Genomic DNA, 14639 nt, shown 5'->3' with positions numbered 1-14639 from the left:
GTATGATTCGTCGTTTTTTTTCGTATTATCGTCCCTATAAAAAACTGTTTTTGATTGATTTTGGATGTGCTGTACTCGCAGGTCTTCTGGAGTTGGCTTTCCCGCTTGCCGTCAGTAAATTCATTAATGAGTTGTTGCCAGGGCAGGATTGGCCTCTTATTTTGCTTGCCTGTATTGTGCTGTTATCCATCTATGCACTTAATACGGTATTGAACTATGTAGTTACATATTGGGGACATATGCTGGGCATTAACATCGAGACCAACATGCGTGAGAAGATGTTCGCTCACTTGCAGAAGCTGTCTTTCCGGTTCTTCGATAATCGTAAAACGGGCCACTTAATTGGTCATCTTACGAATGATCTGAATGACATCGGAGAGGTCGCTCACCATGGACCTGAGGATGTATTCATCGCAGTAATGACACTGATCGGTTCGTTCTGGCTGATGGCTAACATTAATCTTGAGCTTGCGCTGCTTACCTTTATTATTATCCCAATTATGGCTTGGGTCATTATCGTATTTGGCGGTCGCATGACCAAGACGTATCGGCGACTTTTCGGAGACGTCGGCAATTTTAATGCGCGCATTGAAGATAACGTTGGTGGTATGCGTGTTGTGCAATCGTTCGCTAACGAAGAACATGAGAAAGAACTTTTTGCCGTGGACAATCAGAATTTCCGTAAAACCAAACTGCTTGCCTACAAAACGATGGCAAAAAGTATCTCGGTCAGTTATATGATGATGCGACTGGTTACGGTGTTTGTCATGATCAGCGGGGCTTGGTTTTTTATCGATGGCAGAATCAATATGGGTGACTTTATGGCCTTCCTGCTTCTGTCCAATATCTTCTTCCGTCCAATCGAGAAAATCAACGCTGTCATTGAAAGTTATCCGAAGGGGATCGCCGGTTTCAAGCGGTATCTGGAGATCATTGACACAGAACCTGAAATTGCGGATAGCAAAAACGCCGTTGAATTCGAAAGTGTTAAGGGTGATATTCGCTTTGAGAACGTCTCGTTTGGATATGAATCCAGTCGGCGTATCTTGAATGATATCAGTCTGACTGTTCGACCAGGGGAAACCGTTGCTTTTGTTGGCCCGTCAGGCGCAGGTAAGACAACCATCTGCAGCCTGCTTCCTCGATTCTATGAGGTAGAAGAGGGACGAATCACTGTAGATGGTGTGGACATTCGGGATGTTAAGCTTCAATCGCTGCGTAAGCATATCGGGATCGTTCAACAGGATGTATTTTTGTTCTCGGGTACCATTAAGGAGAATATTGCTTATGGTGACCTGAGTGCAACGGACGAACAGATCTGGGATGCCGCTCGCCGTGCCTCATTGGAGGAATTGATTCTTACGTTGCCGGACGGTATGGATACGGTCATTGGCGAGCGTGGAGTCAAGCTATCCGGAGGACAGAAGCAACGGTTATCCATTGCTCGTATGTTCTTGAAAAATCCACCCATTCTTATTCTGGATGAGGCAACCTCTGCACTGGATACGGAAACGGAAGCACTTATACAGCAATCACTCGCTGAATTGTCGGTGGGTAGAACGACACTTGTGATCGCACACCGATTGACAACGATCAAGAACGCGGATCGAATCATCGTAGTGAACACAGATGGCATCGCTGAACAGGGTAACCATGAGGAATTGGTCGCCGCAGGAGGTATATACAGCCGTCTTCATCAGGTGCAATATAGTCACTCTTAATCCATATAAATTGAACAAAAAATATTTTCACACTCGTCACTCCGATGACAGAACAACCTTCCGATCGCTGTTATCCCCAGATTTTTTTTATTCCTTCTATAAAGGGGAAATCCGGGGATAAAGGCGAGCGCTGCGCTTCTTCAGGTTTTTTCTGTCCTCTCCGTTTTGTGTAAATGTTTAGTTCAATTTATATAGAAACTTAAGCAGCTGACTAAGTATCTAAATCAGTATCTAAATCAAACAAACCTTGGCCGCGCATATGCGCGGCTTTTTGGTTTGGATTAAAAATGAGGCTGTGAAATACTAAGGAAAAAATAATGTTGACAACGTCCACTAACCTGATTATTATAATGTTGACAATGTCCACTAAAAAGGAGGGTTTGACATCGACTCTCAGTACATAAATCCAGATATTCTGGCTGACATGCGACGTTTTAACCGTTTTTATACCAACATACTTGGTGTACTCGACAAGCATATTCTCGGAACAGGGTATTCCTTTGCTGAAGTACGGGTCATTATCGAGATTGGAATTCGGGGAGAGAGCATCGCGAACAATCTGGTGGATACACTGACCATTGATCGCAGTTATATGAGCCGCATTGTGAACAAGCTGACCAAGGAAGGTCTGCTGGTGAAAGTGGATTCTGCAGCCGACAGCCGGGTCAGTCTGATTCGTCTGACAGCCAAGGGTGAGGAGCTGTATGCCCAACTGAATGATCGATCCAATCAACAGATTCTGAAATTAATGCAAGAACTCAATGAAGAAGAGATTCAAGAGGTATACACCTCCATGATGAACATACAAGAGAAGTTGAACAAGAAGGCAGGAGAGACAGCACGATGATACGATTTGAATGTGACTATAACGAAGGTGCGCATGAACGCATTTTACAAAAATTGATGGAAACCAACATGGAACAGACAAGCGGGTACGGCACGGATGAACATTGCGAACGCGCGAGAATGCTTATTCGTCAGGCTTGTGACAACGAACAGGCTGATGTTCATTTTTTGGTTGGCGGTACACAGACGAATACAACGGTGATTGCCTCTATTTTGCGTCCATATCAAGGTGTGATAGCAGCGACCTCGGGACACATTGCGGTTCATGAGACTGGGGCTATCGAAGCAACGGGCCATAAGGTACTCACGGTTCCAAGCGATGACGGAAAGATCACGCCTGAACAGGTTAGAGTAGTCTATGATGCGCACATGAACGAGTCTTCACCGGAACATTGTGTACAGCCAGGTATGGTCTATATATCTCAGCCAACGGAGAACGGAACGATGTACAGCAAAGCAGAATTGCAAGCATTGCACGCAGTCAGCAGAGCATGTGGTCTGCCATTTTTCGTGGATGGAGCACGCCTTGGATATGCACTTGCCTCCCGTAATTGCGATATGACACTTGCTGATCTTGCGCGCTTGTGCGATGTATTTTACATCGGCGGAACCAAGATTGGGGCGTTGATGGGAGAAGCGGTCGTTATCCTGAATGATGCGCTCAAACCAGATTTTCGTTATATGATCAAACAAAAAGGTGGCCTGCTTGCCAAAGGCAGATTGCTGGGGATTCAATTCGAAACCTTGTTCGAAGACGGTCTGTATCTTGAAATTTCCCGTCATGCCGTGGATATGGCGTTGAGAATTCATGATTCACTCGAACAGCAGGGAGTACGCTTCCTGTATGACTCACCAACCAACCAGCAGTTTCCGATTCTGCCTAATCTTTTGCTTGAGAAATTACGGAATGATTATACCTTCTCCTTCTGGGAAAAGGTTGACGATACACACAGTGCGGTGCGCTTTTGTACCAGTTGGGCAACCCGGCAGGAGAATGTGGATGCACTGACTCGTGATATTGCTCAATTATTGCATGAAGAGACTCGGATTGAACAACGACTCGAAGTATTGGTATAACTTTGCAAATATTAATGTTAATTAAGGACAACCGCGACAGGTTGTCCTTTTTCGTATGTTTTTCGTGAATTGACAGTTCTCTTATATTAAAGCTATTATAGATATAATATATCCTTAATTGAGGAGGAGATTGTATTCTATGAATAACGGACATTTATCCGGTCAAACGAACGAATCGTGGAGTGGTCATTCTGCTCCTTTTACAGCGTTACAGGAAACACCGATCTTATCCTTGCTTCAGCCGTCCCATGGAGAACGAATCCTTGATGTGGGTTGCGGGAATGGGGATCTGACAGCCAAAATTGCAGCCGCAGGAGCGCTGACAACAGGCATTGATTTTTCGAAGGAGACAATTAGGCAAGCTAAACAGAAATATCCTGATATGAATATTCAAGTCGCTAATGCCTGTCATTATCGGTCTGAAGAGCCGTTTGATGCGGTCTTCTCTCATGCCGTTCTGCATTGGATAAAGGATGCCCCAGCTGTAGTGCAATCCATATACTTAGCGCTTAAGACGGGCGGACGATTCGTGGCAGAGTTTGCCGGAAGTGGCAATACGGCTATTTTAATAGCAGCGGTACGGGAAGAACTGCATTCCCGTGGATACGAATGGGAAGGCCGGAATCCATGGTATCACCCTACCATTGGCAAATATGCTAATCTTCTGGAGCAAAACGGATTTCGAGTTAGTCTCGTCCAGCATGTTGACCAATTTACTCCGTTCAAGCCAGGAGCCAGAAAGTGGTTGGACAGCTTCGCGGAGTATTTATTCAGTGGTATCGCACCTGAGGAACAAGATGTTATTATGGAGGCTGTAGAGAAAAAAGTACAGCCACAACTGATGCGGGATGGACAATGGTATTTGGACAGAAGCCGACTGCGAGTGGTAGCCATGAAGGAATAGGGGAATACGGTATGAAAGTGGACAAACCCAAGCTTCAGGAGCAGTTGCTCGAACCGGAAACGATTGGTTTTCTTGAATCCAAAATGGAGTATAAACACAAACTGATTGAGAACATGACTTTGGATCAACAGGAAGCGAGTAAGGTTTCCTTTGAAAATGTTGTATTTAGACATGTGACGATCTCGGAGTCTGCCTTGGAACAATTCGAATTCACGGATGTCCGGTTCGAACACTGCGACTTCTCCAATGTCAATCTTGCTGGTGCCTTCATGCACCGGATCGAATGGCATAACTGCAAGTTTGTCGGAACGGATTTTTCCAATAGTCGCTTGCAAAATGTCAGTTTTTTTCATGGTCTAGGGGATTACAGCAATTTCCGTTTTGCCCATCTGAAACAGGTCTCCTTCTCGGAATGTACCTTGATTGGTGCGGACTTTGCCTATCTAGCTCTTCAGAAGATGGAGTTCACTCAATGTAATATCGACCAAGCTTCCTTAACGGGGACCAAAATGAAAGATTTGGATCTTAGCGATTGCCAATTTGACTCCTTGGTGTTAACCATGGAAGACCTCAACGGTTGTGTGATTTCACCACATCAAGCCGCTACATTTGTAGGATTAATGGGCATCGTTATTAAATAAATAGAATGATCATAGGATCGGGGTTGCCAAGATAGTAGAAGTGTGTATAATTGGAGACACATTAGAATAAAAACTAGGTTTTCTAGGGTTCCGCGACGTATGTGTCGGTCTGGTCCGAGAGAAAACCCGCAACCTGTTGGTTGTGCCACGGAGGGATAAAAGCCTGGGAGATGAACTGCGATATGCAGTTTGTTTCCCGGGCTTTTTTTGTTTTTTCCTAATGAACGCCCTTAAGGGTTGTGCAAAATATGTAGAAGAGAAGGAGTGTTACAGGTATGAATAAAACGTGGATGTCAGTTGTGATTGCTGCTTTGTTTGAAGTGGGTTGGGTCATTGGATTAAAACATGCCAGTAGCGTGCTGGAATGGGGCCTTACCCTGGTTGCCATTATGATCAGTTTCAGCTTAATGATTACATCTTCTCGTACCCTGCCAGTAGGAACCGTATATGCAGTATTTGTTGGCCTTGGTACCGCTGGAACGGTACTTGCAGAGATTCTTTTGTTTAATGCACATGTACAAACCGGAAAAATGATACTCATTGGTACACTTTTACTGGGCGTCATTGGTCTTAAAATGTTAAGCAAAGAGAAGAATAAGGAGGTGCAACTATAATGAACTGGGTATTTCTTATCTTGGCAGGGGTATTTGAGATGATCGGTGTGCTGATGATAAACAAGTTGCACAAAAACCGTAATTTCATTTCACTGGTTCTATTAATAGCGGGGTTTGGTTTAAGCTTCTTGTTCCTGTCCCTTGCAATGGAAACTCTTCCGATGGGGACAGCATATGCGGTATGGACGGGAATCGGAGCCTCCGGCGGTGCCATTCTGGGCATGGTGTTTTACGGAGAACCCCGAAATGCCCTAAGAATTCTGTTTATCGGTATGGTGCTCGGATCGGCAGTCGGTCTTAAATTGGTTAGTTAAATAAGTGGAATTAAAAAGATAATGTACAGATTGCGTTTTTAATGTTATCCTTATACGTTACGTGTGAAATAAAAGATGCGTCTTATTGATAGATGTGCGTAAATGAAGGAGATAACATGACATTTAAGGACCTAAATATTATTCCCTCTATTATGGAAGGGTTAAGCAAAGCAAACTATACTAATCCTACGCCTATCCAGGAACAGGCCATTCCAGCTGTATTGGCTGGCAGAGACTTGCTGGGATGTGCACAGACCGGAACAGGCAAGACGGCAGCATTTTCGGTGCCGATCATTCAATTATTAAGCGAAAGATCCAAAGGACAAGGATCAAAGTCCGCTCGACATATTCGTTCATTGATTTTGACACCAACAAGAGAGCTGGCAATTCAGATCGCCGATAATATCAAAGTATATAGTCGGTATACGGACATCCGTTGTACGGCTATCGTTGGTGGTGTTTCGCAAAAAGTGCAAGAGCGGGCGCTGAATCAAGGTGCAGATATTATTATCGCAACACCTGGCAGATTGAACGATCTCATTAACCAGAAACGTATTGATCTGAAGATGGTTGAGATTCTCGTTCTGGATGAAGCAGACCGGATGTTGGACATGGGCTTTATTCATGATGTAAAAAGAATTATCGCCAAGATGCCGAACAAGAAGCAAACGCTGTTCTTCTCAGCTACCATGCCTCCTGAAATCACCAAGATGGTTAAAACTTTACTGGTTGATCCAGTCAAAGTCGAAATCACACCCGTATCTTCAACAGTAGACCGCATTGAGCAGTCTATATATTTGCTGGAGAATGGTAAAAAGCAGCAGATGTTGAATCAGATCCTAGAGGATAAATCCATCGTCACGGCATTGGTGTTCACACGCACGAAGCGCGGCGCTGACCGGGTTACACGTGATTTGGCCAAAGTGAATGTTACGGCACAAGCCATTCATGGCAACAAGTCTCAGAACGAGCGCCAGCGGGCACTGAACAATTTCAAGAGTGGGGCTACGCGAGTACTGGTGGCGACGGATATCGCAGCAAGAGGAATTGATGTGGAGGAACTGTCACATGTCATTAATTTTAACCTGCCTAACATTCCGGAAACGTATGTTCACCGTATTGGACGTACAGGTCGAGCAGGGAAAAGCGGGATGGCCATCTCATTCTGTGAGAAGGATGAACTACCATTCCTGAAGGATATCGAGAAAGTAATCAAGAAGACGATTCCTGAAGTTAAAGGTCATCCATATCCGATGACAGGTGTACCTGTGTTTGAGAAAACCAGCAAACCATCGGGCAGTAAACCTGCGTTCAACAAATCAGCTGCGGGCAAACCAGCCAAATCCAAGGCGAACCCGGCACGCAAGCCCAAATCCGAGTGGTTTGCCAAGAGTGGCAAAACGACCAGTAGCCGTTCTAACGACGGTAGATCCAATAGCAATCGTTCTAACAGCAGTAGCAGTCGATCGAACAGTAGTAGCAGTAAATCAAATAATGGTTCATTCAGCCGCAGCAGCAAAACAAGGAATGATAGAGCCAATTAAGACCTAAATAAACGCAGATAAAACCTTCTTCATTCATATGGAGGAGGTTTTATTATGTATGTACAGAAAGCTTATTTACATACGAACTTACATTCGATATCATTATATCGTTCACGGGTAAAAGGGAGGTACTGACTTGAAGGATACGATAATTAAGTACTGTTTGAACAAGAATGGAGCGACCAAGGATTATCCATTTGGACCTGATCCAGTCGCGATCAAGGTTGCGGGTAAGATGTTCGCGCTTATTTTTGAAAACAAAAAAAAGAACTGTCGCTTGAACTTAAAATGTGACCCGATTATTGCAGAGAATCTGAGAGAGCAGCATGAAGCTGTTCAACCAGGATATCATATGAACAAAAAACACTGGAATACCATTACGTTGGATGGCTCCTTGTCAGATGAGGATGTCTACGTCATGATCGATCACTCGTATGATATGGTTATCCAATCCCTTCCAAAAAGGGTTCGGGAATCTCTGGCCGAATCGTGAGGCATTTCGCTCATATCAATGCCGATGGTCTGCTCGCCTAGTAGAATGAATATCTTATGAAAATGAAGACATACTTGAAGCCCATATGGGACCGTTATCTTGGAAATAAGCAAGATCGAACGGCCTTGTTCAACGTTGCATCCCTTGTTATCAATGCCTGGATTGGGATAGGCAAGCTAGTCTTGGGGATCTATCTCCTTTCCGGATGGTTCATCACAAATGCAGTGTATTATTTGATTCTGTGTATAGCCAAAGGCCAGGTGCTTCATCAATATAAAGTTGCCAAAGGTATGGTGTCTCCCCAAGAAAGATATTCTTTGGAGCTCGCGGTGTATAAACGCGGAGGTCTTTTTCTATGTTTTCTGGGCGTATCCTATTCGATCGTCTGTCTGCGAATGTATCTGATCGGTGATGCCTTTATATATAGCGGACTTATTGTATATATTGTAGCTATAGTCGCTTTTACCAAACTTGCTTTTGCCGTGTATGGTACCTGGGCTAATCGTCATCTACATAACCCAATTATATCTACATTGAAAATGATTAACTTCACCGATGCCATGGTATCCATCGTCGTGACACAAGCGACACTACTTACCATGCAAGCCTCACCTCTCGCTTTAAAAACCAGCAGCGTGTTTGGCATGGGGTGCAGCGTTTTATTTTGTCTGATGGGGGTCTGGATGATGTTCCACAAGACAAAGCAGTCAAGTATGGAGCAGGAGAGCGCATCCAACGAACAGTGAGAAACTGGGGGAGCTTGATATCTCGCATGAACATGCTGTCACAACGGAAGGTGGACTGGCAACGACAGTGAGGGAGGAAAATTACATCACTGTCTTGAATTCATTGGAGAATGAATGATTCAAATTTCCGATTGTCGGATTCATTCTTAATGCAAATAAGGAGTGATATCTATGGATCAACAACAACAACTGGCCATGGTACAACAAATGCGTCAAAATGTCGTCGGTACAGATGCATCTTTTCAACCCAGTTCCACGTATGCCGTCACCGTAGAAGAAGTTATGATTCCTACGACGAAAGGTGATACGCGTGTACTTGTGTATACACCGGATCGGGATCATTCCGCACCTCTGCCGGTTTTCTTCAATATGCATGGGGGTGGTTTCATCCTCGGACAAGCAGAGATGGATGATCCGTGGTGTCGTCTGATCGCTGATCGTGCTGATTGTGTGGTCGTGAATATTAATTACCGTCTTGCACCAGAGCACAAATTTCCAACCGCAGTCCATGAATGTTACGACGTTGTAAAGTGGGTCCACGACAACCCGGAATCCTTCTCAGCGAACCCGTCTCTATTCGCCATTGGTGGGCATAGTGCAGGGGGGAATCTTGCAGCAGCAGTGTGTTTGCTGAATCAGCAACGTGGTAGCGAGCTGCCGATTGTGCTTCAGGTTATCGATTATGCCGTGTTGGATATAGCTACAGATCCGGCCGAGAAACCGAGTTATGAAGAAGCCATTCCTGCTGATATCGCCAGAACGTTCAACGCGATGTACCTTGAAACCCCAGAAGATGCGCATGATCCGTTAGCGTCGCCTGTGCTTGCGACATCATTGCAGGGTCTCCCGGAAGCGTTGATCATTACGGCGGAGAAAGATTCACTGGCGCAAGAAGCAAGAACATACGCAGCAAGGCTGGAAGAAAGCGGTGTGAAGGTGACCCATAAGGAGTATAAAGGAGCTGCTCATGGATTTACACATTTTGGCGATCTCCAGATGGCTGAGGATGCCTGGTATCGGATGAGTGACAAGATCAGAGAAGCATTTTCCAAATAAAGTACATTAGAATGACGTGCAGAAAGAACTGGGAAGTGGTTAGATATCATTTGAGCAAGTTGTATAAAAAGTTACCTTAAAGTCGCCTAATGGCGGCTTTTTTTGAGTTCTTTGGCGTGATTGCTCAATTGCTTGGTGAAACCAAGCTTCTGATCTTGCAGATGTGTTAATAAACTGGATTAGGAGCCGTCTTGAGATTATAACGATATCTTTAAGGGTAAGAGTGTTAATTAGAGGAAATAATAACCAATACCAGGAGGTTTATTATGAACCCATACAACAGTCCATCCGATATCGCCATTCTTGGCATGGGAACGGCTCTCCCTGCTCACCCCGTAGCGCAGTCAGATATTGCGGAACTAATTGCTTCTTCTCTTCAGGATCGGCCGGATTTGGCCCGGTTTGCCAGGCGAATATTCAAGTCCTGTGGTGTTGAAACTCGATATACCGTAGAACCGAGTTATCTGGGCTCACTGGAAGAATGCCGTTATCTGCCCTCTGGTGAGAGATCTGACATCCCGACAACTGAAGAAAGAATGAATACTTACAAGCGAGAGGCGCTTCCGCTCGGAATCGAGGCGGCAGAGAAAGCCCTCTCGGATTCAGGTGTATCTCCCAAGAGCATCACGCATATCATCACCGTCAGTTGCACCGGTCAATATCTGCCAGGTCTTGATGTTATGCTCATCCGTCACTTGGGTCTGTCTGACCGTGTTAACCGACTGCCGTTGATCTTTCAGGGCTGTGCCGCAGGGTTGAAAGCCATTCAGATGGCACGAGATGTCGTGCAGGGTGCACCGGGATCACAGGTGCTTATTGTTTGTGTAGAGTTGTGCACAATACATTTTCAGCCGGTGCAAGATCGGGAAGCGCTATTTGCGGCTTCATTCTTCGGAGATGCAGCTTCTTCTTGCATAGTGGGCACACCAGAACCTCAGCACAAAAATATTCTGAGCCTGGGTACGGGTTATTCTGTGCTTCTTCCGGATTCAACTGAAGATATGACCTGGGAGGTTGGGAACCTAGGGTACGACCTTTATCTATCACCTCGTATTCCGAAGCTGCTTGGTGTTCATCTGGAAGAGGAACTTCGTCTCTTATTGCCAAGTGAAGAGCTTCCTGAACTGTGGGCCATTCATCCGGGAGGACGCGGGATTGTGGACACTGTGCAGAATGTAATGAAGCTGAGAGATGAACAAACAAAGTACAGCAGGGAGATCCTTAGAACGTATGGTAACCTGTCTTCCAACACGATCCTGTTTGTACTGAATGCGATGCGTGAGGACATGAAGGTGCAGGGTCAATCCTCGATAGATGGGGTAGCGATGGCATTTGGACCGGGACTCACCGCGGAATTGATGAAATTCACATATGTACGCTCATTATCTTCAGTGATGGAGGATCACGAACATGTCCTTCTTTAGAACATTGTCCATTCGGGCCAAGGAAGAGGAACTGATGGATGACTTCTCTATGGGAGGGGAGGAGCTGCGTGAAGCACTCAGACATCTGAGACGTCTTAACAAAATATTCGCGGCACCCGGCCCAACGCTGGCTGGTGTAGAGAAGTTATGGAACTCTGTCGGCAGGCCAGATAAACTGTCTCTTCTGGATGTGGGGGCAGGTTCAGGGGATGTGAACCAGAAACTGCTGCAATGGGCGGACCGTCAGGGCATTCAGTTGGAAATTACATTGGTTGATCTGACGGAAGAGGCGTGTGAGGAAGCAAGACAACTATTCCGTGACGAACCCCGAGTCAGGGTACAACGTGCCGATCTTACACAACTGCCGGATGCTTCAGCAGATATTGTGACAGGTTCCCAGTTTGTGCATCATTTTGACGGAGATCAGTTGGTTGATATGGTTTCTCATATGCTGCGAGCATCGAGATATGGTGTCGTCATTAACGATATTCACCGCCATTCCGTGTCCTATAAAGCCGTCTGGATTACAACACGAATGATTTCGCGCAATCGGTACATTCGTCATGATGGCCCTCTGTCCGTAGCCAAAGGCTTTACAGGCAGGGATTGGAAGGAACTTAAACAACGGCTAAATCATGATACGATGACTTATGAATGGAAGCCTTTGTTCCGTTACTCTGTTGTTATTCCCACAAAGGGCAGGTGATCTGACGTGACGAATTCGATAGATGTGATTGTCATCGGAGCCGGGATTGCCGGTAGTACGTGTGCAATGCAACTGGCAGGAAAAGGTCATCGAACCCTTTTGCTGGATCGCCAAGAGTTCCCTCGACACAAAACCTGTGGTGAGTTCATGTCACCCGAAACCAAGGAAATGCTGGAGGTTCTGGACATTCACCTTCTGGACCAGACGAAGAAACCCAGCACCATGGATCATGCCAAAATTGTTATGCCACAAGGTGGAGTGATTGAAGCACCACTGCCGGGATTTGCATATGGCATAAGTCGATATGAGCTGGACCAGATTTTGCATCAGAAGGCTCTCGCAGCCGGAGCCCAGATTGTTACCAAAGCGACCGTAACGAGTATTGAGCAGCTTGAGGATGCCAGTTATGAGGTTCAGGTGAAACAGGGAGATGAGCGGATGAGCTACAGAGCCAAAGCCGTCATCGGAGCACATGGTACCAAGAAGCCGCGTGGGATGGCTTCCGCACCTGATCTGCGGGACCAAACCGTATATGTTGGGGTTAAATCCCACTTCAGCGGAATTGAGATTCCTGCACGGGTCGAGTTATATTTTTGCGAGGGTGGTTATGTGGGGATTTCCCCCATTGAAAATGGCAATGTGAATGTCGCCGCATTGTTGACACTGGATACCGTACAGGGAAGCGGCAAGTCTGTAAACGATATTTTACAGTCGGCATCCCTGAAGAACGTCAGTTTGGCAGCCCGTTTAGCCGAAGGAGAGCCTGTTGACGGAACGCAAGTGTCGATTGCGCCTCTGCATCTGTCCAATGTTCCTGAACCGTGGTCCCAATATCCGCATATTGGAGATGCCATGCTGATGATCCCGCCTTTATGTGGAGATGGGATGTCCATTGCCCTTCGCTCCTCACTCCTGTGTGCAAGGTGGACCGACAAGTACCTGCAAGGCGACATTGAACATGCCGATTGGCAGAGTAATTACACGCTGGAAGCAAGCCGTGAATTCACCCAATTGCTCAGACGCGCAAGAAGAATTCAAAAGCTGGCTTTTGCCAAAACCAATAAATTCTATCCTGGTCTGGTTCGGATGATCCCCGGTTTAGCTGCTTATGTCGTGAAGGCCACACGGTTATCCGAGATGAACGCAGCGCGCTAATTCATTGAAACTTTGCTCAATATTTATATAAAAGAGGTTGCTGACGGCGGCCTCTTTTTTTGGTGTATACATATAATTTTGTGGAGAGAGTTTGGAAATTCGGCAAATGCTCGTATAATAGAATCTAATGTAACGATAGAGAACTAAGTCAGATGAAATGTCGGGAGGCACTATTTAAGATGAACTATTCATTTTCCAATCGTATCGCAGCACTGCAACCATCCATTATTCGCGAGATTCTGAAAGCTTCCTCGGGACAAAATGTGATTCCCTTTTCTGCGGGAAACCCCGCACCGGAAACCTTTCCCATTGAAGCGATTCGCACGTTCACCCAAACCATTCTGGAGCAAGACCCGGTCACAGCTCTGCAATATGGAATTACCGAAGGATATGTTCCCCTCAGGGAAGCATTAACGCAACATTTGAAGACAGGTTTTGATACGGGTAAGTCATCCGATCAATTGTTCATTGTATCTGGAGCGCAGCAGGGGATTGAACTTGCCTGTAAAGTGTTTTGTAATGAAGGGGACACGATTATCTGTGAGAGTCCGAGCTTTATCGGTTCCCTGAACTCCTTCCGGGCATCCGGTGCGAAACTTGCGGGTGTTCCGATGGAGATGGACGGCATGGATATCGAGAAGCTGGAACAGGCGCTGCAAACGGAGCCCAATGTGAAAATGATCTATGTGATCCCAAGTTTTCAGAATCCTACTGGTGTAACGACAAGTCTAGCGAAACGTAAGGCCATATACGAGTTGGCTAAGAAGTATGGCGTCATGATTTTGGAAGATAATCCGTACGGAGAACTTCGATTCAATGGAGACGATGTGCCAACCATCAAGTCTATGGATGATGAGGGTCTGGTCATCTATGTTGGATCATTCTCCAAAATTTTGTCGGCGGGACTACGTGTCGGTTTTGTACAAGCGCCACATGAAGTGGTGGAGAAGATGGTTGTTGCCAAACAGGGAGAAGACGTACATACCGCCATGCTCCCACAGATTCTGGCATACAAGTTCATGACAGAGTATGATTACGCGGGGCATATTAACAGCATTCGTGAGGTATATCGGAGAAAAGCTACATTGATGATGGACAAGCTGCAAGAGCATATGGGTGAGTCCGTTACCTATACTCAACCGGATGGTGGACTGTTCCTCTGGTGTGACCTGCCAGCACATGTGCCGATGCTTGATTATGCCAAGACAGCGGCAGCTCAAGGGGTTGCGGTTGTACCGGGAAATGCATTCCTGGTGAACGAGCAAGACCCTTGTAATGCCATCAGACTTAATTTCTCAACCCCGTCAGACGAACAGATTATCAAGGGTGTAGAGATTTTGGGGCAAGTATTGAAGGGCTACAACGCTTAATATTGCATAAAAAGTAAAAAGCAATACA

Annotated in this window: 15 protein-coding genes and 1 riboswitch; all 15 genes read left to right on the top strand. The window is 45.8% G+C overall.

Features of this window, described 5'->3' with window-relative positions:
* The first annotated feature begins 2 nt into the window (after positions 1–2).
* The 15 genes from MKY73_RS15930 (at position 3) to MKY73_RS15860 (ending at position 14611) form a co-directional block, all read left to right on the top strand.
* On the top strand, positions 3–1721 hold the full coding sequence (locus tag MKY73_RS15930) for an ABC transporter ATP-binding protein (RefSeq protein ID WP_339302564.1): 1719 nt from the start codon (positions 3–5) through the stop codon (positions 1719–1721).
* Between the two features lie 424 nt (positions 1722–2145).
* Positions 2146–2568 (top strand): MarR family winged helix-turn-helix transcriptional regulator, encoded by a 423-nt coding sequence (locus MKY73_RS15925; RefSeq protein WP_339302563.1) that lies wholly within the window; start codon positions 2146–2148, stop codon positions 2566–2568.
* Positions 2565–3644 (top strand): low specificity L-threonine aldolase, encoded by a 1080-nt coding sequence (locus MKY73_RS15920; RefSeq protein ID WP_339302562.1) that lies wholly within the window; start codon positions 2565–2567, stop codon positions 3642–3644. Before MKY73_RS15925 ends, MKY73_RS15920 begins: the two co-directional genes overlap by 4 nt.
* 139 nt (positions 3645–3783) lie before the next feature.
* A complete protein-coding gene (locus MKY73_RS15915) occupies positions 3784–4548 on the top strand; it encodes a class I SAM-dependent methyltransferase (protein ID WP_339302561.1) in 765 nt (254 codons plus the stop codon).
* 11 nt (positions 4549–4559) lie between these two features.
* Positions 4560–5189 carry a pentapeptide repeat-containing protein gene (locus MKY73_RS15910; RefSeq protein ID WP_339302560.1) on the top strand — a complete coding sequence of 210 codons (630 nt, stop codon included), beginning with the start codon at positions 4560–4562 and terminating at the stop codon, positions 5187–5189.
* Positions 5190–5260: 71 nt separating this feature from the next.
* Positions 5261–5361, top strand: a riboswitch (guanidine-I (ykkC/yxkD leader).
* 103 nt (positions 5362–5464) lie between these two features.
* A complete protein-coding gene (locus MKY73_RS15905) occupies positions 5465–5803 on the top strand; it encodes a multidrug efflux SMR transporter (RefSeq protein ID WP_339302559.1) in 339 nt (112 codons plus the stop codon).
* A complete protein-coding gene (locus tag MKY73_RS15900; protein ID WP_339302558.1) occupies positions 5803–6117 on the top strand; it encodes a multidrug efflux SMR transporter in 315 nt (104 codons plus the stop codon). The genes MKY73_RS15905 and MKY73_RS15900 overlap by 1 nt, the downstream gene beginning before the upstream one ends.
* Positions 6118–6233: 116 nt before the next feature.
* Positions 6234–7661: a DEAD/DEAH box helicase gene (locus MKY73_RS15895; RefSeq protein WP_339302557.1), complete on the top strand. Its 1428-nt coding sequence runs from the start codon at positions 6234–6236 to the stop codon at positions 7659–7661.
* 136 nt (positions 7662–7797) lie between these two features.
* Positions 7798–8154 carry an MmcQ/YjbR family DNA-binding protein gene (locus MKY73_RS15890; protein WP_339302555.1) on the top strand — a complete coding sequence of 119 codons (357 nt, stop codon included), beginning with the start codon at positions 7798–7800 and terminating at the stop codon, positions 8152–8154.
* A 56-nt stretch (positions 8155–8210) separates the two neighbouring features.
* Positions 8211–8900: a hypothetical protein gene (locus MKY73_RS15885; RefSeq protein ID WP_339261034.1), complete on the top strand. Its 690-nt coding sequence runs from the start codon at positions 8211–8213 to the stop codon at positions 8898–8900.
* 171 nt (positions 8901–9071) lie between these two features.
* Positions 9072–9956, top strand: a complete 885-nt coding sequence (locus MKY73_RS15880) for an alpha/beta hydrolase (RefSeq protein ID WP_339302554.1) — start codon at positions 9072–9074, stop codon at positions 9954–9956.
* A gap of 266 nt (positions 9957–10222) precedes the next feature.
* The gene (locus MKY73_RS15875; RefSeq protein ID WP_339302553.1) at positions 10223–11380 is read left to right on the top strand and encodes a type III polyketide synthase; all 1158 of its coding nucleotides are present in this window, start codon (positions 10223–10225) and stop codon (positions 11378–11380) included.
* Positions 11367–12086 carry a methyltransferase domain-containing protein gene (locus MKY73_RS15870; RefSeq protein ID WP_339242496.1) on the top strand — a complete coding sequence of 240 codons (720 nt, stop codon included), beginning with the start codon at positions 11367–11369 and terminating at the stop codon, positions 12084–12086. The genes MKY73_RS15875 and MKY73_RS15870 overlap by 14 nt, the downstream gene beginning before the upstream one ends.
* Positions 12087–12092: 6 nt before the next feature.
* Positions 12093–13241 carry an NAD(P)/FAD-dependent oxidoreductase gene (locus tag MKY73_RS15865; protein ID WP_339302552.1) on the top strand — a complete coding sequence of 383 codons (1149 nt, stop codon included), beginning with the start codon at positions 12093–12095 and terminating at the stop codon, positions 13239–13241.
* A 179-nt stretch (positions 13242–13420) separates the two neighbouring features.
* Positions 13421–14611 (top strand): PLP-dependent aminotransferase family protein, encoded by a 1191-nt coding sequence (locus tag MKY73_RS15860; RefSeq protein ID WP_339302551.1) that lies wholly within the window; start codon positions 13421–13423, stop codon positions 14609–14611.
* Positions 14612–14639 lie beyond the last annotated feature (28 nt).

Origin of the sequence: Paenibacillus sp. FSL R5-0519 (genome assembly GCF_037974275.1) — a bacterium.
Taxonomy (GTDB): Bacteria; Bacillota; Bacilli; order Paenibacillales; family Paenibacillaceae; genus Paenibacillus.
Note: the sequence above shows the minus strand (reverse complement) of the source record. Positions and strands in the feature narration are given on the sequence as shown.